This window comes from Segetibacter aerophilus (genome assembly GCF_007991655.1).
In the GTDB taxonomy this organism is placed as follows: Bacteria; Bacteroidota; Bacteroidia; order Chitinophagales; family Chitinophagaceae; genus Segetibacter; species Segetibacter aerophilus.
On record NZ_BJYT01000017.1, the window covers coordinates 74,785 to 94,834 of the forward strand.

Sequence of the window (20,050 nt, forward strand, 5' to 3'; positions counted from 1 at the left end):
ATTCAACTAACTTCCTGCTTTATGCTTGCAATTTACGGTGTCGCTACTATCATTATTTTCCTGGTGCTTATTATCACAAAGCGTTTGTCTGTAATCACCGCTTTGGTTTTAGTGCCTGTTATTATTGCTTTGATTGCAGGTTTTGGTTACAAAGAAATAGGCACCATGGCCTTAGCAGGTATAAAGCAAGTTGCCCCCACAGGAATTCTGTTGATGTTTGCGGTCTTATTTTTTTCCGTCATGCTGGATGCGGGTTTGTTTGATCCTGTGATTGCTTTGATTGTGCGTTCGGTAAAAGGAGATCCGCTAAAAGTTATTGTAGGTACAGCTATACTTACCATGCTTGTTCATTTAGATGGTGACGGCACTGCAACTTTTATGATTGTGCTTTCTGCTTTTTTTCCCATTTATAAAAAATTAGGCATTAATAGATTGATACTGGCAGGCATTGTAGCATTGAGTGTCGGGCCCATGCACCTGGTACCATGGTCAGGTACATCAGTAAGGGCAATGTCAACGTTAAATACGGACGCAGTGCACATGTTCAATCCCAATATTCCCGCGATGCTGGGCGGTATTGTATGGGTATTATTTGTTGCATACATTTTTGGAAAGAGAGAAAGAAAAAGAATTGGTATCGTGCAGTTTGATTATGAGCACAACGAAAATTTAACCCAAGCACAAAGAACTTTGCGGAGACCTAAATTAATTCTCATCAATGCAATCTTAACCATTTTACTCATTACCGCTTTATTAAAGGGAATTGTTCCTGCACCTGTCTTATTCATTATTGCAAGCGTCATTGCACTCATCATTAATTACAGCAAACTACCAGATCAACAAAAGATAATGAAAGCTCATGGGGCCAACATATTTATGGTCTCCAGTTTGATCTTTGCTGCCGGCATTTATTCAGGTATTCTTACAGAATCTAAAATGATAGAAGCGATGGCTTCAGGTTTAGTTAATCTTATTCCCAAACAACATGCATCCACCATACCTGTTCTTACGGCTATTATCAGTATGCCTGCAAGCATACTCTTTACGCCCGATGCCTACTATTTTGGCGTAGTCCCTGTTCTTAGTCATACCTGTGCCCAGCTAGGAGTTGATCCGCTTGAGATTGGCAGGGCTTCTTTATTAGGGCAAATGACAGTAGGATTTCCTTTAAGTCCGCTTACAGCGTCTACTTTTTTGTTAATAGGATTGGCTGAAGTTGAATTAGGTGAGCACCAGAAGTTTATTTTTAAATGGGCATGGGGAACAACTATTGTAATGACAATTATTGCACTCTTAACCGGTTCTATACACATATGAAAGAGAAAATAAGAATAGGTTGCGGCGCAGGATTTTCAGGTGATAGAATTGAGCCTGCTGCCATTCTGGTTGAAAAAGGAAATCTCGATTATTTAGTCCTTGAATGTTTGGCAGAACGAACGATAGGTCTGGCTCAAAAGCGCAAAGCGGTTGATCCAACAAAAGGCTATGACCCGCTTTTAGAAAGAAGGATGCAACTTTTGTTGCCTTTATTGAAAAAACACCACGTAAAGCTGCTAACTAACATGGGTGCTGCCAATCCGATCGCAGCAGCAGACAAGATTATTGAGATAGCACAACAATTAGGATTATCGGTGAAAGTGGCAGCAGTAACAGGCGATGATGTATTGCATATCCTCGATGGAGAAGAAACAGCTATGGAAACGGGCAAGCCTTTGTCACAATCTGGTGAGATGCTTTCGGCCAATGCCTATTTAGGTGCAGATGCAATTTTGCCTGCCCTGAAAAAAGGTGCTGATATCATCATTACTGGTAGAGTGGCAGATCCATCTTTGGTAGTTGCACCACTGGTGCATGAATTTGGCTGGTCATTAGACGATACAGAAATGATTGGAAAAGCAACGATCATTGGGCACCTGATGGAATGCGCCGGGCAAATCACAGGCGGCTACTTTGCCGACCCTATTAAAAAGCCTGTTGATGCCATGGATAGTTTGGGTCATCCCTTTGTAGATGTGACTGCTAATTGCATTGCCCAAATCAGCAAAGTACAAGGCACCGGCGGCATTATCAATCTAGCAACTGCTAAAGAGCAGTTGTTATATGAAGTCACCAATCCGCATCAATACATTACTCCTGATATTATAGCTGATTTTACAACTGTCTCCCTTAAGCAGGAAGGCATTGATTGTGTTAGTGTGTATGGTGGAGGTGGTAAACTTAAACCGGCTACGCTAAAAGTAAGTGTGGGTTACAAAGCGGGGTTTGTTGGCGAAGGAGAAATTTCTTACGCCGGAATGCACGCATTGGAACGAGCACAACTTGCGGGGGAAACGATACGGAAACGAATGCAAGCTAAATTTCCAGACTTGCGTACTGATTATATTGGTTGCACTTCTGTGCATCCTCCTTCACTTGGAAAAAATAGCCTTCCTTATGAAGTGCGATTGCGTGTCGCAGGCAAGGCGGCAACAGCAGCAGAAGGATCATTGGTTGGTGAAGAAGTGGAAGCCCTGTATACAAACGGGCCTGCAGGAGGTGGCGGTGTTCGAAAATACGTGAACGAAGTGGTTGGTATTGTATCCACGCTGATTGATCGTGATCTAATTAAAGCAACCGTAACGGTAAAAACAACATGAAACAAAAACTCTACGAGATAGCGCACAGCCGTGCCGGCGACAAGGGAAACACTCTTACTTTATCGTTAATCCCTTATGATGAAAAAGATTTTGAACTGCTGCACAGGGAAGCTACAGCAGAAAAGGTAAAAGAGCATTTAAAAGAAATTGTTCAGGGAGAAATTATCCGCTACGATCTTCCGAATATTGCTGCCTTTCAGTTTGTTTGTCAGCGGGCTCTTTCAGGTGGGGTAACTACATCACTTGTTATGGATACACATGGCAAAACCCTCAGCTATGCATTGTTGGAAATGGAGATTGATGTTTAAAGGCTAGACAATTCCTCCTTCTATCAGCGTCTCAACTCATCAGCGTTCTTCCGGCTTTAGTATTTATCTTTCTGCTTCTACTACCAATGGTGTTGTATGCCCTCCATCACATTACAGCAGTTCAAAAGGCTGTTAGGTACTTGCATTAGTTGTTCCATTCAGCCTGGCGGCCTACTTATTATTTACAGTGTTTACCTTTTTGGCCCTGCATCGGCTTTTTTCCTAAACTTTTCCTGAAGAATAGCTTTAAAAATTAAAAATATTAATACATCTAAAAAGCTTTATAAGTGCCGCATCTATTTGTGCAATAACTTAGGTATTTTTTTTTGTTGTTCTTAACCTTTTTTTATCTGATAGCTTGCCAATGACAAATCCAACTCCTGGAGTTTCTGTATATCAGCATTTGCCTTCATTAGCGAAGTTCATCTTAGATGCCCATGTCTACGATTTCACGGTTGAACAACTACAATTGGCAAGGGAGTATAACGTACCGCTCCTAAAACATTTAAGTCATTTTACGGACGAACAATTAATAGAAATTTCCTCAACATCTCTTAAAGAAATACTAGGGTTTTTAATCGACAATAAAGCAGCCGAACAAATCAATACCTCCACTCAACGATGGCTCTCTAATCAATTGGAAGTAGTAGGAAGAAATGATATAGTGGCAGAGGATATTACGCTATTAAACCATGTACGAGGAAAGTCTCTAAAAAACTATGCTTTCAAGTTCTACAACGATTGGTTTAAAATACAAAAATTACTTGCCGAAATTGATGACTTTCTATTAGCCTCTACTACCACAGCAGCTAATACTTATATCTCTATCTTAAAAGACCAGTTGCAGGAAGAAGAAGAGTTCAGGTCAAAACTTTCTAATGCACTTCCCGGCTTTATTTATGTGTATGACGTGTTTGATAAAATTCAAACATTCTCCAATGATAAGTTAAAGGACATTTTAGGTTATACAAGTGATGTAATGAAGGGATTGAGCGATAACTTTTATCAGTCTATTACTCACCCGGAGGATTGGGCAAAAACATTTGACTGCCGTAAAGAATATTTTAAAAGTGAGGGTACAACATGTTCTTTTGAATGCAGGGTAAAAGATGTTCATGGTACTTTTAAATGGATACGCTACTATGAAACTGTATTAAGAAAAGAACCGAACGGCGAAACAAGAGACATTATAGGGGTAGCCTTTGATATAACAGCAGAAAAGGAGATTGCACAGGCACTTGAAACAAGAGAAGGTCAGTTATTAGAAGCACAAAGCATTGCTCATATAGGAAGTTTTGAATGGCATATCTCCGGAAACAAATCAACAACTAATACTCCTGAAATTTATAAGGTTTTTGAAATGGAGGAAATGGAGAAGTTTGAACAATTTATGAAGCATGTTCACAGAGATGACCTTCAGAAAGTTGAAGATGCAATGAAGTTATCATTTCGAACAGGAGATTACGAGTGCGTTTACAGGTATTTAAGGAACGGAAAGGAAAAAATAATTTGGTCAAAAGGGGTTGTAACTATTGATGAAGGCAAGCCTACGAAAATGGTAGGAACAGTACAGGATATAACAACCATAAAACGTATTGAAGAAGAATTAAGGCAAAAAACAATTGAGCTCGAAAGGTCAAACGAAAGTCTTCAGCAATTTGCAGCAGTCGCAAGCCACGATTTAAAAGAACCATTGCGTAAGATTGCCATCTTCGGTTCAAAAGTTTTGAATGCTGAAAAAGATAGACTGTCTGAAGTATCTTATACTGCATTAAGCAAAATCTTTGACAGTACAGGCAGAATGCAAAAAATGATTGATGAGATTCTCCAATTTTCTTTTATAGAAGGTAATCAACAAAAGCGAGAAACAGACTTAGAAGAACTTGTGTCAGAAGTAAAAGAATTACTTTCTGAAACCATAGCAAACAAGCAAGCAGAAATAATAACAGATGGGCTTCCAAGTGCATTTGTGGTAGGGTCGCAAATAAGCCAGCTATTTCACAACCTTATTGCAAATGCACTAAAGTTTTCCAAAGACGGCGAGCCACCAAAAATAACAATCACTCATACATTTTTTATTGATAAACCCGCAGCTTCTGCAAATAATAAGCGATTAGAAATCTGCATAGCGGATAATGGGATTGGATTTGATGATAGTGATAGTGAAAAAATATTCGGTTTGTTTTATCGCTCGCACAAAAAGTCTCAATTTGAAGGAACAGGCTTAGGGCTATCAATTTGCAAAAAAATAGTCGAAAAACATTTTGGAACAATTACAGCTAAATCTAAAATAGGCGAAGGCTCAAAGTTTATTATACAGTTGCCGCAATAGCAGAAGTTGCTTTGTCGCTTTTCAACCCCTTTTATTACTGCACATGGTTCATGCTGAAAACGTTCCTTTATTACAAAAAATAGCAGATAAATCATTTATTACTCCAACAGCTTTAGGTCAATATCTTAATTACATTATAACAACATGAAGGCAGAGCTACAAATTCGAAAGCAAATTAATTAATGAGGTTACGAAGCATTTAGCCTGTTACGGTAAGCAAATAGAGAACTTAAAGAATGAAATAGCATCAGTTAAAAAACAAGACAAAGTGAGCATAGACAAATGAGATACATAATTTACAAAAGGAAGTAGCGAAATCGAGAGGTTTAAATATCACAACGATTTTATTGATAATAGTAGCATTAATTTTTGGTTTACTTACGGCTCGCCTGTATCCTGCAACTTATTGACACGCTCTAAAAGTTGATCCATTTTTAATTGAAGCTTCATTACTTCCGCCTGTGCTTTCAGGTTAACATGGTATTCAATTTTGTTCCTGATCTCCTCCTCTTTTGCAAGTCTCCTTTGGCTATTAAGTATTAGAACAGTAAGCAAAAAAGAAGTGAGTGTAAGTAAAAAACCTAAAAAGAAAAAAGTAGGCGGTGTATCTAGGAAATCAATGGCGGCGTGAGATGTTCTTTTATATAAATACACTTGTGCAACAATCCATGCAACAATGAAAACAACAGAAATGGTGAGAAAGGCGCTGCTCGTTAAACACTTCGCCATGTTATCAACGAACGTTTGAAAAATAGAGCGTTTTGCTTCTAACTGTTTATTGACATCCACTACTGCACGCATTTTATCAGTATTGTCTCTCAGACGAGTAGTTAGCACCTGCATAAGAACATGAAACAATTGGGGATGTTTATCTAAATAAGAATAGAAGGTAGCACGATCAAGCGTTAAGAGGGCGGTCTCTTCTACAGTACGAGCAGTTGCCACATGCGGTCCATTATCTATCAGGGATAGCTCACCAAAAAAAGATCCGGGACCTATAATGTTTAGAGTGATTTCTTGCCCCTCTTCGTCAATATAAGAAATTTGTACTCTACCACTTGCAATTATATATAGCTGGTCTCCCTTCTCGTTCATCCAAAAAATGGTATGATGGGGAGGATAGATTTCTTTCTTCAAATAGCCCCAAAGTTCTTCAAGAGTGGTATTATCTAAACTTGAAAACAACGGTACATTCTTCAACAAATTCTCACTCATGAGCATTTATTTATGATGAAGTCAGGTTAGTTTAACAGATATATCTCACACAATACTTCCTTAAAAACAAGTGTTCCTTATGCTAACACTGGAAAGATTAAGTTAGTATCAATTTGAAGATATAACGAAAAAAGTTTAAGTTCTGTCTCATCTGCTTAAGCAATACGTTTAAGGACTAATTTTATAAGATGTTCAAGGTGATTGTTTCTCTAAGGAGATCATCCTACAGGCAGCCCGTTTTAAATTAAGATTTAGCTTAAGTTATCGAGATATAGAGGAGTTATTATCTACTAGGGGAGTAACAGTAGATCATGCTACTGTACAACGATGGGTATATAAATTTACTCCATTAATTGAAGAAGTTTTTAGGAAGAGGAAAAAATCTGTAACTAATAGCTGGAGGATGGATGAAACTTATATTAAGGTAAAAGTCAGTGGATGTTTTTGTATAGAGCTGTTGATAAGGCAGGAGATACGGTAGATTTTCTATTGACAAAAAGGAGAAATAAGCTTGCAGCACATAAGTTTCTGCTAAAGGCAATCAGTAATAATGGCTGTCCTAAAGTGATTAACATAGATAAGAGTGGCGCGAACAGGGAAGCAATCAGAACCTACAATACGAGGCGTTTTAAAGAGAATAAGAATTAGGCAATGTAAGTATCTAAATAATAGGGTAGAAGGAGATCATCGATTTATAAAATGGCGAACTCAAAGTATGTTAGGTTTTAAGAGTTTTGAATCAGCATCGAGAACATTGTCAGGAATAGAAATAGTATGAATGATTAAGAAGGGACAAGTAAGTTTCTTTTAGGCTACTTAATTCGAAACATTTTGTTCACTAGCCCAATAATTCTCCGTGATTCGGTTTCTGGATTTTTTTCCGCATGGCGGAGGGAGATATAGAGTTTCCAATGTGTGAGGAGGGTTCGGAATATGAGTTAATTACATTAGTTTATAAATAGTGAACACGGCAAGAGAAATATAGCTGACGTTATTAAAAATTATATGAGAGTAAAATTAAGATCGCTGCTGTTTGCAGTCATACTGTTTTCGTGTTTCAATAGCTTTTCACAGGACCCGAACTTTTACATCTTCCTCTCTTTCGGCCAGTCGAACATGGAAGGAAATGCTAAGTTTGAGCCACAGGATACAACAGTAGATAGTCGGTTTAAGGTACTGGAGGCGGTGAACTGCCTGAACCTTGGAAGAGAAATGGGTAAGTGGTACACAGCACGCCCACCGTTGTGCCGTTGCAATACTGGTCTTACTCCCGCTGATTATTTTGGAAGAACGATGATTGCAAATCTTTCTAAAAAGGTTAGGGTTGGCATTATCAACGTCGCCATAGGCGGTTGTAAAATAGAGTTGTTCGATAAGGACAAATACCAATCTTACGCTGCTACAGTACCTGGTTGGATGACAAATATGATGAAAGAATACAACGGTAATCCGTATCAAAGATTGGTGGAGATGGCGAAACTGGCGCAGAAAGATGGGGTTATAAAAGGCATATTGCTGCACCAGGGCGAATCAAATACGAACGATAGTACTTGGCCAAAGAAGGTAAAACTCGTCTATGAGAATTTACTGAAAGACCTCAACTTGAAGGCTAAAAAAGTTCCCTTACTTGTTGGTGAAATGGTAGATGCTGAACAGGGAGGAAAATGTGCCAGCATGAATGCAATTATTGCAAAGCTCCCAACGACAATTCCTACCGCACATGTCATTTCCTCAAACGGTTGTACAGATGCTGCCGATAACCTTCATTTTAATGCCGGAGGTTACAGGAAACTTGGAACACGGTATGGAGTGAAAATGCTCTCGTTGCTGGGGCGTAAAGTTAGCGCAGCGGATAAAGCACTTTAGCAGTTCTTAGCATCGTAAAAAATTATTTAGAGGGCATAGAAACAAAAAAACGCCCTCAGAACTGACCTGATACTCTAGTCACCTTCATTCGAAGGTTTTAATTGGATAAGCATGAAAAACAAATGCTGAAGCCACAGTAGCAAACGGAGTTTGTTTATTAAAAGCATTCGGCTTAAGTGATGGGAAATTCATTAAATTACTTCAAGTTGAAGTAAGAAAAAATTGTACAAGTGAGGTTCTTTTTACTTCTTCCACTGAAAGAAGATAAAAACGACAAATAATTCTTACAACGATGTTAATAGCGATTCAAATGCTGGCTCAAAAAATAAAATACTTTCGAAATACAACCTCTGATCTTTAGTACACTAAATAAATCTATGAAAACAACGATACTTGCTCTACAAATCCTAGGCTGTCTGTTTATAAATTTTAAAGCCTACAACCAGGCAACTGTTGCCAGTCCTGATCAGCAACTGAAGTTGAGCTTGTCTGTTAATAATGGAAACCCGGTATATACAGTAACTTATAAGGGCAAAATAATGCTGGAAGAGTCCCCACTTGGTCTTATCACGAACGAAGGAGACTTTAGTATCGGTATGAAGTTTATCGGCAATAAAGAAAATAAGGTTGATAAGCGCTACAAACAAAACCGGATAAAACAATCTGATGTGCACTACGTTGCAAACCAGCTTACCTGCACCTTAGAAAATGCCCAGCAAAAGAAAATAAGCATCGTCTTCCAGGTAAGTAACAATGATATAGCTTTTCGATACCTGTTTCCTACCTGGGGAGAGAGAAGGAGTGCAGTGGTGGAACGGGAAGCGACAGGTTTTAATTTCCCGGCTGCAACCACAACCTTCCTTTCGGCAATGATGGCGCCCATGACCGGTTTTGCACGCACTGCGCCTAGTTACGAGAGTGGCTACGAAGCAGACGCTCCCCTCGGTAAATCGACGCGTAGTAAAGAAGGTTATATATTCCCCGGTCTCTTTCGCCTGGGAAACGACGGATGGGTACTGCTTTCCGAAACCGGAGTAAGCAGCCTTTACTGTGCCTCACATTTAAGCGATGAAACGACAGACGGAATGTATACAGTTCAGTATCCTAACCCTAAGCAAAACAATGGTTTTGGCTCTACCGGTGCAGCTATCAGCCTGCCTGGTGCAACTCCCTGGAGAACGATTACCGTGGGTGAAACCTTGAAACCTATAGTAGAAACAACGATTCCATTTGACGTTGTTGAGCCTTTGTACGAACCTGCACAGGACTATAAATACGGTCGTTCAACCTGGAGTTGGGTGGTATGGCAGGACGCCAGTATGAACTACGACGACCAGCTCAAATTTATTGATCTAGCTGCAATCATGAAATATGAGTATATTTTGATGGACGCATTCTGGGACAGCAAAATTGGCAAAACGCGGATGAAGGAGCTGGTTCAATATGCTCGTCGTAAAGGTGTGGATGTGCTGTTGTGGTATAACTCAAACGGTACTTTTAATGACGCTCCACAAGGGCCGATGAACAAAATGAATACTTCGATTGAGCGAAAGAAAGAAATGAAATGGTTGAAAGAGACGGGTGTGAAAGGTATGAAAGTTGATTTTTTTGGCGGGGACAAACAGGAGACCATGCGTCTGTATGAAGATATATTATCAGACGCTAACGACTACGGTTTAATGATCGTTTTCCACGGCACAACTTTGCCAAGAGGCTGGGAAAGGATGTACCCTAACTACGCTGGCAGTGAAGCCGTCGTTGCTTCTGAAATGTTGATTTTTTCCCAGGCAGTCCGGGAGGCAGAAGCATATAATGCAACACTGCATCCGTTCATTCGTAACACCGTCGGAAGTATGGAGTTTGGCGGAGTATTACTTAATAAATTCCTTGTCAAGAGCAACCAGGGAAGGAACAAACGTCTTACCACCGATGCTTTTCAATTAGCAACAGCTATACTCTTTCAAAATGCCGTACAAATGTTTGGGCTCACACCCAATAACCTTACCGATGTTCCTGCATTTGAAATTGATTTTCTAAAGAAAGTGCCCACTACGTGGGATGAAACTCGTTATATAGATGGCTATCCTGGTAAATACGCGGTCATCGGTCGGCGCCACCAAAACCAGTGGTTCGTCGTGGGAGTGAACGGTGAAAAAACAAGTAAGGAACTAACAGTTAAGGTACCGATGTTAGCTGGTAAAAGAGTGCGGCTTTACGGTGATAACGAGAATAAGGAACCTTACATGAAGGAGGTTGTGGTAGACCAGAATGGAGAAATGAAAATCGCAATGCAACAAGGTGGTGGTTTTGTAATACAACAATATTAATGGCACTCTGTAGAAAAGAAAGTCTGCTTTTTAAGGCAGCGTCTATTGTTACTACGAAACGACCGTTGCCACGCTCGCTTGTACTGTTGTTTATGATTGAAAAGGCAGTACCTTATCGTGTTTAGAGGACGCGGCTCAATTGCTTTTTTTCTGCTAATCCAACATATACCCGAAAAGTTACCCACAAATGAAAATCAGATTTCTTGGAGTTTTCTTGCCCTTGTATTATCTGGCGGCACTTGTTTAGCGCAAAATAATTCTACCGCATTAACGAAGGATTTTAGACCTTCTATTTTTACCAACTGTTCAGGTATATCCGCAGGTCAACTAGCAGGGTTATGTACGTTTTCGAATACAGGCGCCAAATGCGGACAGTGTTCTGGTAAAATTAGGCCTTCATGGCCAGGACTGAACGCTGAAATAATTCTGCCCGTATTACGTTACTGTTTCTGCCACTTCTTTCTTTTACTTAAAATTGTATACTTTGAAATCAAAGTTCGAGCAATGCTCGATTTTTATTGTTGCCCTTTTTCTTTTAGCGTCTTGTAAGAAAGAAATACAAATCCAACGTGTAGCTCCAACTGCTAATGCAGGTATTTCACAGGCTATTCAGCTACCGGTAAATTCCGCAATAATGTTAGGTACAGGAAATAGTACCAATGGCAGAATTTTAGGATATTTGTGGAGCCTTGTATCGGGTCCAAATGTTCCGGTTATTACCAACCCAAGTTCAAGATCAACTGAGGTTAATAAATTAATAGCAGGAAGTTATATTTTTCAATTTGCTGTAATAGATAGTGTAGGTTTAACTGGTGTAGATACAGTATCTGTTTTGGTTAAGCCAGCTGTCCAGCAAACAGTTTCGCTGCAGCCGAGCAACAACCTAAACGAAGGACACGTTGATAGCTACAATCTTATTGGTGGTGCTGGTGACACAGAATTGGAAATAGGTTCATGGACAATAAATGGAACCCCTACGAATTGGAGATCGTTTTTGAAGTTTGATCAAAGCCAAATCCCGGCGACTGCTACCATAGTTAGCGCAACCTTATATCTTTATTCGATGCCAGATCCTAAAGTTGTAACTGGTGGACAGGCACAATTAGGAACAGCAAACGGATTTTTTGTTGAGAGAATAACAGCTCCTTGGAGCGCTTCTAATCTAAAATGGAATAGTATGCCCGGCATCACCAGTACAAATAGAGTTGCTATCTCTCAAAGCACCACCGCATCTGAAGATGTTTCTATCAATGTTACGTCTATAGTGCAGGACATGCAAACTAATGGCAATTACGGTTTTGCCTTTCGCCTCCAGAACGAGAGTTTTTACAACATGCGGCAATTTGCTTCCAGTTTCCACTCTAGTGCTTTGCTGCATCCCAAGTTGGTCATTACATTTAAAGAATAACAAAATTACCAGTTACGAACTGCAATGCGACTCTTAACCGACGTCTTCTTAAAAATATCAATCTCAATTTTCAAATGCCCAGATATCTATCAAAAATCCAGGCTCTTATTTTTCTGACAGTATTCATTATTGCCGCTTCTTGCAACGGACAAGTCAAAAAAGACCTGCCAAAAGAAAAGGTAATTGAATCAAAAACAATATTGGATGATCGACCCAAACTTAAAAAAGCACAAAGCAAAAATCAGGGGAATAATGTTCATTGCAGTATACAGGATAAAGATGGTAATCTTTGGTTTGCAACTACAGGTGATGGCGTTTTTAAATACGACGGAAAATCCTTCATTCAATTTACAACGGCAAATGGTTTGAACAGCAATACTGTTTGGAGTATTTTGCAAGATAAAAGTAGTAATATTTGGATAGGCACACAGGCAGGAGTTTGCTTATACGACGGTAAAAAATTTACTGAAATCCTAATCCCTTTGCGCAAAAACCTATCGCGTAATACGGTAAAAAATACACACGATGTATTTAATATTATGCAGGACAGAAGCGGTAAATTATGGTTCGCTACTATTGACGGTGTTTATACTTACAATGGCAAAACCTTTACTCCGTTTATAGTTAAAGAAGACGGACCTGGTTTTTTAAGCAGTAACCATAATGTAGAATACATTTTAGAAGATAAAGCGGGTAACATTTGGTTTGGTGGACGGAATAATGAGGGCGTGTATCGTTATGATGGAAAATCAATAACCAACCTCAAGATAAACGAACAAAAAGAGGCCAATTGGGCCTGGCCTGCTTTGCAAGACAAACAAGGCAATATTTGGTTCAGCAATTGGAATGGCGCTTACCGCTATGATGGCAAATCATTCATAAAACTTGGTGGCTTATCTACTGGGCTTGTTAGTCCTGTCACTACAATCATCGAAGACAAAAAAGGAAATCTCTGGTTTGCAGGTGGTAACCGTGGGATTTGCAGATACGATGGCAAAACCTTCACTTGTTTTACCACAAACGATGGATTAATCAAGAATGATGTATGGTCAATTTTGGAAGATAGAACTGGAAATCTTTGGATAGGTACAAGGAACACAGGCTTGAGCCGCTTTGATGGGAAATCATTTGTGAGTTTTTCCGAATAGACACAAACAAACTAAAACACAGAGCAACGAACCTCTAACATGGTCTTGTCGCATCTACTATTGTAGGTAGTAGCTGGAGGATGGATGAAACCTACATTAAGTTGAAGGGAGAGTGGCTGTACTTGTACCAGGCCGTTGATAAGGAAGGCAAAACAGTAGATTTTTTACTAACAAGGAAAAGAAATAAACTAGCAGCGCATAAATTTCTCCCAAAGCCGATTACTAATAATGGTTGTCCGAATGTGATTAATATCGATAAGAGTGGTGCGAACAGGGAAGCGATCAGAACCTACAATAAGAGGCGTTTAAAGAGAATCAGAATTAGGCAATGTAAGTATCTAAATAATAGGGTAGAAGGAGATCATCGATTTATAAAATGGCGAACCCAGGGTATGTTAGGATTTAAGAGTTTAGAATCAGCATCGAGAACATCGTCAGGAATAGAAATAGTAAGAATGATTAGGAAGGAACAAGTAGGTTGTCTAATGGCCACCTACTTCAAAACATTTTGTTCATTGGCCGCTTGATTGAGCAACTGCTACTAATAATTTGCCTTGCTAAAAATAGATGCGACAGAACCAAAAAAAGGCTCTGTTACTTGATAAAATACTTGACACATTACTTTTAATTTCAAAATATCTTTTTTAAATTTATTGTAGACTGGTTTTTTATCAGTTATCTACTACGGCATTCCCTCTCCTATGGCAGTTGCGTTTTGACAGGCTTTAAATAACATGCATTTAGCAAAAGTTATAAGCTCAATTTCCCCTTTATAACTTTGTTTGGATCCATTATTTCTCATTAAAAACTTGCTTCAGTATGCAACTTTCATTGACAAAAACCCGCTATCGGTTGCACCTTTTGATCGTATTTTTCATTTTATGTTTTGCAAGTTCTTGCGACAAGGATGACTTACCGCCAAGCCCAGCTGATGAAAGCGGTGACGTTGCATACCAATGGTATAAACTAATAGCTCGTATTCAATTACTAGCAAATCCCCAACCAGTGTTAATCTTAAACCATAGAAACTTTGGTTATATAGGTGTAGGCCTCTATGAGTCAGTGCGACCTGGTATTACTGGATCTGTAAGTTTAGCAAGCAAGCTTTACCAGATGCCACCAATGCCGCAACCAGAACTCAACAAGGAATATTCGTGGAGCTCATCCGCTAATGCAGCCCTCGCTAGCATGTTTAAGCAGTTTCTGCTTGGACTAACCGATGCAAATAAGGCTAGTATTGATTCTTTGGAAAATGCTAACAACACCCGTTTTCGGTTAAGCATAAACGATGAAGTACTTACGCGTTCTCAAGCGTTTGGACGTAGTATTGCTAACAGCATTTTCAATTGGTCAACGAGTGATAACTTCAGCCTTTCAAGTCAAGGGTACACTCTTCCTGTTTTCCCGGGCTCATGGGTGCCAACTCCTCCTGCCTTTGCCGTCCCTGTTGGTCCTTATTTAAAAGATTCCCGACCCTTTCTCTCTTACAGTCTTACAGCCACAGCGCCGCCCTTACCCTTTTCTTATTCAGAAGATCCAAATTCTAATTTTTATAAAGAGGCAAAAGAAGTTTATGATATAGGCAAAACTTTGACGGCTGAACAAAAAGCAATTGCCAACTGGTGGGCTGATGCCGGTGGTGCAGGAGTGGGCGTTCCTGCGCCTTATCATCTTCTTTCTATTGTATCAGGGGTATTAGAAGAAAGAAAGGTAAATCTACAACAAGCGGCTAGTGTCTATGCTAAAATTGGTATTGGACAAAAGGATGGTCCTATTAATACTTTCAGAGCCAAATATCAATATAACCTTGTTCGTCCGGTTACTTACATCCAAAAAAACATTGACCCGGTCTGGCAAAGTTATCTACCAACACCTCCTTACCCTGAATATCCTTCGGGTCTTGTTGGTTTATACGCTCCATTAATACAGGTAATGGTAAGGGAATTTGGTGACATCGCTGTAACTGACCATTCATATGATTGGGCTGGCATCCCTTCTAGACAATATACTTCTTTCACTAAATTAATTGAGGAGGCAGCAGTTTCAAGAATATATGCAGGAATACATTATCGGTCTACACAAAATGCTTCCCTTGAAATTGGAAAAGCATTGGGAAATCAAATAGCGGATATTAAGTTGACCGCGCCCTAGCAGCTGTCTGACTTCCTCACATCCTCCTTGCTCTCATCCCCCCACTAACACCTTGGCCTTCCAGAATAGGGTAGAAGGAGATCATCGATTTATAAAATGGCGAACTGCAGGTATGTTAGGTTTAAGAGTTTCCAATCAGCATCACGAACACTAACAGGAATAGAAATAGTAAGAATGATTAAGAAGGGACAAGTAAGTTTTCAATGAGTACCTACTTCAAAACATTTTGTTCATTAGCCGCTTAATTGAGCAGCTGCTCCTAATAATTTGCCTTGTTAAGAATATATGCGACAAAACCGGAATCGGTCCCTTTACATAATTATTTCGCTTTTTCAAATAGAAAAGTAAACCGAAACTTTTGTCTAACATTTTTTAAAATTTTAGCGTTTACAAATTTAGACTTGCAGTTACCCAAAAACAAGATGTTCAGGAGGTGAACCTGTTCTTTTTCAATTAGTTATAGCAATTCCAGTGAGCATTTTTTTACTATTTTTTTGACTCACCGAATCGCTCACTGAAATTTTGAGAGTTTATGAATAATTTGACCGAGTGATAGAATAAAAAAAGCCTGCTAAATCAACGATTTGCAGGCTTTTGAACTGTTTTAGTAGCTACTTGTGCGGACCGGACGGGAAAGGTTAGCCCACTACAACTTATTGAATTACAACTTTTTATTTTTTTACTCGATTTTTTACTCGATCAACTTAAAGAACGCCTCCAAATCTTACATCGATTTACGTAGTTTGACTTGTCTTTACAAACCTAAGTTTTTTATCTGCATGAAGATGAACTTTAAGTCAATTTCTTAGTAGTTGGAAGAATAAAAAGATGTGATATACAAGATAACAATCAATAGTAGATACGACAGGATGTACTGTAGCAAGGCGGGATAAATGCCTAAGCCACGATATTCTGCCAGTGTTCTAAAGTTCCATAAATACCTGTTCTTTTTTGGCAAAATAAACTCGTGGTTTAATTCTCCAATCCGTGCTTTGCCTCTTGCCATCCAACCAAAACCTGCAGGTTGCCGGTTTATATATGCAACAAAAGCAAGGTGATCATTTGATAGTCTTTTCAATACCTCCTCAATAGTTGTATTTCCAAGTGTAGATAGCATTGTCGCATCTGAACATACTTCAATCTTCAAACCTGCAGGTATTTTTACCGCTGGTAATTTATTTAAGTTGGAGATGGTATAAAGTGACATAGCAGTTAGTTTTAAAGTAATTTTTTAGAAAGTTAAATAACGGTGAGTTTAATGCACATGGCACTGAGTATCAGTAGTATGAACGTATTCCTTTGTTCCATCAATCACATCAAAGTTCGCCATCATACCTGCTGCATGATGTTCAACTATATGACAGTGATACATCCACTTACCTGGCCGGTCGTCAGGCATCCATGCAATTTTCACTTTTGTTCTTGGCGTTAGGTTAATGGTATCTTTCCATGCTTTGTATTCAGGCGCTTTTCCGTTTATCTCAAGTACCTGGAAGAAAAATCCATGCAAATGAAAAGGGTGATCCATGAGACTTACATTGTTAATCTCCCACACCTGTAACTCACCCACTTTTACTGGCTTGTCATTCACATGCGTATCGTTGTTTACAAGGAAATCGAGGCCGTTTTTCAAGCTTGGCCCTACAGAAAGTTTTACCTTTCGCTGTACAGGTGCATCTTGTGGTGCAAGCGGTTCAATCACCCTAAGCGTTTCCGGAATCATTGCAACAGAAGACTTAGCTTTAAGAACGTGCACTTTAGCAAATGTTTCTGTCTTAGATCTTAAGAAAGTAGACCTGTTATAGGATAATGCATTAAGGTTGAATGTTTCACCTTCTTCAAACGCCCCTACAGCGATATCCAATCTTTCACCTGGTGTTATTAAAGCTTCCGTAACAGCTACCGGCTTTTCAATCAATCCGCCGTCTGTACCTATTATCCTAAATGTTTTTCCACCTAGGTATAACTTAAAGTACCTGGCGCTTGATGAGTTGATAAACCGCCATCTTTCTGCTTGTCCAGCATGAATGTTTATAGTTGGATCCTCCTTCCCATTGATTAAAAGAGTATCACCTTGTCGTCCATCATGTCTTTCTATTAGCCGCGGCAACGACCATGAAGGCTTTGTAAATTCAAGGTCAGCAGTTAGTTTCATATCATCAATCATAATTACTTTCTCACCGTCAAAAACCGGGTCTGTTTTATCTTCAACTATCAAAGCTCCATACATACCTCTCTCCAACTGTACGGTTTCATTATAATGGGAATGATACCAGAAGGTTCCTGCATCAGGCACAATGAATTTGTATTCAAATTCTTCTCCCGGCTCTATAGGCTTTTGAACTCCGCCTGTTCCATCCATTGCTGCCGGCAGTCTTATTCCATGCCAGTGTATGATGGTAGGTTCCGTAAGATTATTTTTTACTTTAACTGATAGCGTTTCTCCCCTTTGTGCTCTGAGAACGGGACCTGGAAGTTGGTTGTTGAAACCCCATGCCTTTACTGTTTTACCTGGAGCAATTTCCCAGTTGAATTCATTTGCTTCGAGTAGATATTCTACTGCTTTAGATTGACTTTGCATAACGTTAGTTTTTGTTGGGTTGATTTTGATGAAACAAATCTAATATGGGGGATAGGGGGTAACGTTATAGAATTGTGGTTAAGATTTACATAATTTTTAGATGGATTAGATTCAAATTGCGCCTAATTCAATCCTAAATATTTGAAATCAGTATCACTTGTACTTTGCAACCCGAATACACTAAATGCAATGGGTTTTGAAGAAAATAGAAAATAGGGTTATCGACCCTTTTTACGGCTGGAAAACCAGATCGTCGAACCAGTACATAATCTTTCAAGATCTTGTAGAGAGTATCACGATGTTACAAATTTCCATAATTACCCCTGTTATTACTGAGACTAACTTCGATTCTTTGCACATAGAAGCGATTGTCCACCGTTTCCCTTTGCTTCTACTATTTTTAGGTTTGTGTTTTTTGCTTTGGAGTCAGAGCTCTCTATCCTTAAAAAGCATTGAAGAAATTATGTTCTAACCGGATGAAAAAACCGTTTGGAGCTGTTCTGATCATTGTGCTGCTTAGTTCTTTTCTGTAGCCTATATCTACTCTGCTTTTACTATTGAGTATAAATTGAACAGAGGGAGCAACGTCCATGTAATACTTCTGCGAACCTACGTTGACCTGGTTTAGGAATTCCAGCATCAAGTTAACATTCGTTTGCCTGTAGTCTTTATACTCCTTTGGAAGCATTAGTTTCCCGATAGAAAATGTATAATTAACTGCCTTGCTGTTTGTAGAACCATAAATAAACTTATTGTTATTTCCGTTGTCGGTCGCCTTCGTATAAGAGACAGTTGTTGACAACGCAACCTTACGGAGTAATTGAGTAGCAACTACACCAGCCTCGAAACCACTATTATGCCCGTACATGTTAATTTCTTCCTGGTGAATATCGCTGTTATTATAACTGACTCTCCCGAAGGCAGCCATACGAAAATGTCTTTGCATCGCATCCTTACTCAAAAACCTGTATTTAGCATAAAGACTACCGCCTTCGGCTCTGAACCTGTCATTCCGGTTGCTAAAAAACAGACCACCTTGTATCATTATTTTTTTTGATAGACCTACCCTTATTTCAGGAATTAGATGATAGTTTATTTTGGAAGAACCGATTTCATCCATGACAGAATTATCTAGCCTGAAACCAATACTTCGTGAAGCCATATTACTGGCGGGCTCGGTTTGGGAAAATAGTTCCTGGGCGTTACTTGACAATGAAAGTATAATGGCGAAAATTATGAATTGCAGTTTCATATGAACAAATTTTATCGATGATTAAATGGTTGCATGATAAGTGCCTGGTGTGGGGGCAGAAAAAGCATAAGTTTTGTATTCCCTTTGAGAAACAAAACCTTTGTCTAATACTTTAACCTGCTTTATGCCATGTAACGACTGGTCTTTCACATTTACAAAAACAAAAGTTTTGTCTCCAATTGTTACTGGCTGGTTGTTCTTTACTTCTACCTGGTCGAAATGGATAGTAGCAACAAAGCCTGAAACACTAAAGCCGGCCTTCTCTACCTTCATCTTTATCTTATCAAAATCAACTTTACTGTTTGCCTTAAATGTTACCTCAAATGTGTAGTTCTTAATGTTTGCTTTTACTTCATCAACGAAGTCCAAGGTTTTCAACGCCTTATTTATTGCGTTACTACACATGCTGCATGTTAGGCCGCTTGCCTCTAGAGAAACTTTAGAGACCTGTGCTTTTGTTTGCACTGAGAGCGCAATGGCGATAAATAAAAAGATCGTTTTCATTTTTGTTTTGGTTTATTGTTAGTTATTAATATTTCGTAAAACTACTCCTGCTATCTGCCGGAACTATTACACAATTACAGATATGATTTGCAAAATTTGGTGTGATGTTTTACTGAGGTTAACGAAGTTTACAGTGTCCTGAAAAAGAGTTAGCGTTAGAGGGTGTTGTGACTACAGAGGCATGGATAGTCCTAATAGAAGGACACGTGTTGGTGCCAACATAAGTTGATGAAATGCAACACACTAGCTTATTCTTCAGCTGGAATTACAACCTCACGATCAGCTAGGAAGTACTGACAGCAGTTAGTTTTTGTAGATTTTT

The 20,050-nt window shown here is 39.1% G+C and carries 14 protein-coding genes and 2 pseudogenes; 11 read left to right on the forward strand and 5 right to left on the reverse strand.

Annotation, left to right across the window (positions count from 1 at the left end):
* Nucleotides 1-21 precede the first annotated feature (21 nt).
* The 4 genes from SAE01_RS18680 to SAE01_RS18695 all read left to right on the forward strand — a co-directional run bounded on the left by SAE01_RS18680 (nucleotide 22) and on the right by SAE01_RS18695 (nucleotide 5,276).
* On the forward strand, nucleotides 22-1,317 hold the full coding sequence (locus tag SAE01_RS18680; protein ID WP_147205320.1) for a CitMHS family transporter: 1,296 nt from the start codon (nucleotides 22-24) through the stop codon (nucleotides 1,315-1,317).
* Entirely contained in the window at nucleotides 1,314-2,636 is a 1,323-nt protein-coding gene (locus SAE01_RS18685) for an acyclic terpene utilization AtuA family protein (protein WP_147205321.1), read from the forward strand. Before SAE01_RS18680 ends, SAE01_RS18685 begins: the two co-directional genes overlap by 4 nt.
* The gene (locus SAE01_RS18690; RefSeq protein ID WP_147205322.1) at nucleotides 2,633-2,944 is read left to right on the forward strand and encodes an AtuA-related protein; all 312 of its coding nucleotides are present in this window, start codon (nucleotides 2,633-2,635) and stop codon (nucleotides 2,942-2,944) included. Before SAE01_RS18685 ends, SAE01_RS18690 begins: the two co-directional genes overlap by 4 nt.
* Before the next feature lie 364 nt (nucleotides 2,945-3,308).
* On the forward strand, nucleotides 3,309-5,276 hold the full coding sequence (locus tag SAE01_RS18695; protein ID WP_147205323.1) for a PAS domain-containing sensor histidine kinase: 1,968 nt from the start codon (nucleotides 3,309-3,311) through the stop codon (nucleotides 5,274-5,276).
* A 378-nt stretch (nucleotides 5,277-5,654) separates the two neighbouring features.
* Here SAE01_RS18695 and SAE01_RS18700 read toward each other — a convergent pair whose 3' ends face one another.
* Nucleotides 5,655-6,491 carry a cyclic nucleotide-binding domain-containing protein gene (locus SAE01_RS18700; protein ID WP_170234205.1) on the reverse strand — a complete coding sequence of 279 codons (837 nt, stop codon included), beginning with the start codon at nucleotides 6,489-6,491 and terminating at the stop codon, nucleotides 5,655-5,657.
* Nucleotides 6,492-6,708: 217 nt separating this feature from the next.
* Here SAE01_RS18700 and SAE01_RS18705 point away from each other — a divergent pair.
* The 7 genes and pseudogenes from SAE01_RS18705 to SAE01_RS18735 all read left to right on the forward strand — a co-directional run.
* A pseudogene (locus tag SAE01_RS18705) lies at nucleotides 6,709-7,266 on the forward strand (IS6 family transposase); the annotation flags it as partial.
* 230 nt (nucleotides 7,267-7,496) lie between these two features.
* A complete protein-coding gene (locus tag SAE01_RS18710) occupies nucleotides 7,497-8,357 on the forward strand; it encodes a sialate O-acetylesterase (protein WP_147205325.1) in 861 nt (286 codons plus the stop codon).
* A gap of 377 nt (nucleotides 8,358-8,734) precedes the next feature.
* A complete protein-coding gene (locus SAE01_RS18715) occupies nucleotides 8,735-10,684 on the forward strand; it encodes a glycoside hydrolase family 97 protein (protein ID WP_147205326.1) in 1,950 nt (649 codons plus the stop codon).
* A gap of 484 nt (nucleotides 10,685-11,168) precedes the next feature.
* A complete protein-coding gene (locus SAE01_RS18720; protein ID WP_147205327.1) occupies nucleotides 11,169-12,092 on the forward strand; it encodes a DNRLRE domain-containing protein in 924 nt (307 codons plus the stop codon).
* A 74-nt stretch (nucleotides 12,093-12,166) separates the two neighbouring features.
* Entirely contained in the window at nucleotides 12,167-13,240 is a 1,074-nt protein-coding gene (locus tag SAE01_RS18725; protein WP_147205328.1) for a ligand-binding sensor domain-containing protein, read from the forward strand.
* A gap of 71 nt (nucleotides 13,241-13,311) precedes the next feature.
* Nucleotides 13,312-13,767, forward strand: a pseudogene (locus SAE01_RS18730) (IS6 family transposase); the annotation flags it as partial.
* Nucleotides 13,768-14,059: 292 nt separating this feature from the next.
* Nucleotides 14,060-15,391: a vanadium-dependent haloperoxidase gene (locus tag SAE01_RS18735; RefSeq protein ID WP_147205329.1), complete on the forward strand. Its 1,332-nt coding sequence runs from the start codon at nucleotides 14,060-14,062 to the stop codon at nucleotides 15,389-15,391.
* Nucleotides 15,392-16,196: 805 nt separating this feature from the next.
* Here SAE01_RS18735 and SAE01_RS18740 read toward each other — a convergent pair.
* The 4 genes from SAE01_RS18740 to SAE01_RS18755 form a co-directional block, all read right to left on the reverse strand.
* Nucleotides 16,197-16,598 (reverse strand): GNAT family N-acetyltransferase, encoded by a 402-nt coding sequence (locus tag SAE01_RS18740; RefSeq protein ID WP_147205330.1) that lies wholly within the window; start codon nucleotides 16,596-16,598, stop codon nucleotides 16,197-16,199.
* Nucleotides 16,599-16,646: 48 nt separating this feature from the next.
* The gene (locus tag SAE01_RS18745; protein ID WP_147205331.1) at nucleotides 16,647-17,972 is read right to left on the reverse strand and encodes a multicopper oxidase family protein; all 1,326 of its coding nucleotides are present in this window, start codon (nucleotides 17,970-17,972) and stop codon (nucleotides 16,647-16,649) included.
* 442 nt (nucleotides 17,973-18,414) lie between these two features.
* The gene (locus SAE01_RS18750) at nucleotides 18,415-19,224 is read right to left on the reverse strand and encodes a hypothetical protein (protein ID WP_147205332.1); all 810 of its coding nucleotides are present in this window, start codon (nucleotides 19,222-19,224) and stop codon (nucleotides 18,415-18,417) included.
* A 21-nt stretch (nucleotides 19,225-19,245) separates the two neighbouring features.
* Nucleotides 19,246-19,728 (reverse strand): heavy-metal-associated domain-containing protein, encoded by a 483-nt coding sequence (locus tag SAE01_RS18755; RefSeq protein WP_147205333.1) that lies wholly within the window; start codon nucleotides 19,726-19,728, stop codon nucleotides 19,246-19,248.
* Between the last annotated feature and the right edge of the window lie 322 nt (nucleotides 19,729-20,050).

Coding starts and splice junctions, on each gene's coding strand:
- SAE01_RS18735 (WP_147205329.1), top strand. CDS start 14,060: ATGCAACTTTCATTGACAAAAACCCGCTATCGGTTGCACCTTTTGATC.
- SAE01_RS18715 (WP_147205326.1), top strand. CDS start 8,735: ATGAAAACAACGATACTTGCTCTACAAATCCTAGGCTGTCTGTTTATA.
- SAE01_RS18745 (WP_147205331.1), bottom strand. CDS start 17,972: ATGCAAAGTCAATCTAAAGCAGTAGAATATCTACTCGAAGCAAATGAA.
- SAE01_RS18690 (WP_147205322.1), top strand. CDS start 2,633: ATGAAACAAAAACTCTACGAGATAGCGCACAGCCGTGCCGGCGACAAG.
- SAE01_RS18710 (WP_147205325.1), top strand. CDS start 7,497: ATGAGAGTAAAATTAAGATCGCTGCTGTTTGCAGTCATACTGTTTTCG.
- SAE01_RS18740 (WP_147205330.1), bottom strand. CDS start 16,598: ATGTCACTTTATACCATCTCCAACTTAAATAAATTACCAGCGGTAAAA.
- SAE01_RS18685 (WP_147205321.1), top strand. CDS start 1,314: ATGAAAGAGAAAATAAGAATAGGTTGCGGCGCAGGATTTTCAGGTGAT.
- SAE01_RS18680 (WP_147205320.1), top strand. CDS start 22: ATGCTTGCAATTTACGGTGTCGCTACTATCATTATTTTCCTGGTGCTT.
- SAE01_RS18725 (WP_147205328.1), top strand. CDS start 12,167: ATGCCCAGATATCTATCAAAAATCCAGGCTCTTATTTTTCTGACAGTA.
- SAE01_RS18695 (WP_147205323.1), top strand. CDS start 3,309: ATGACAAATCCAACTCCTGGAGTTTCTGTATATCAGCATTTGCCTTCA.
- SAE01_RS18700 (WP_170234205.1), bottom strand. CDS start 6,491: ATGAGTGAGAATTTGTTGAAGAATGTACCGTTGTTTTCAAGTTTAGAT.
- SAE01_RS18750 (WP_147205332.1), bottom strand. CDS start 19,224: ATGAAACTGCAATTCATAATTTTCGCCATTATACTTTCATTGTCAAGT.
- SAE01_RS18755 (WP_147205333.1), bottom strand. CDS start 19,728: ATGAAAACGATCTTTTTATTTATCGCCATTGCGCTCTCAGTGCAAACA.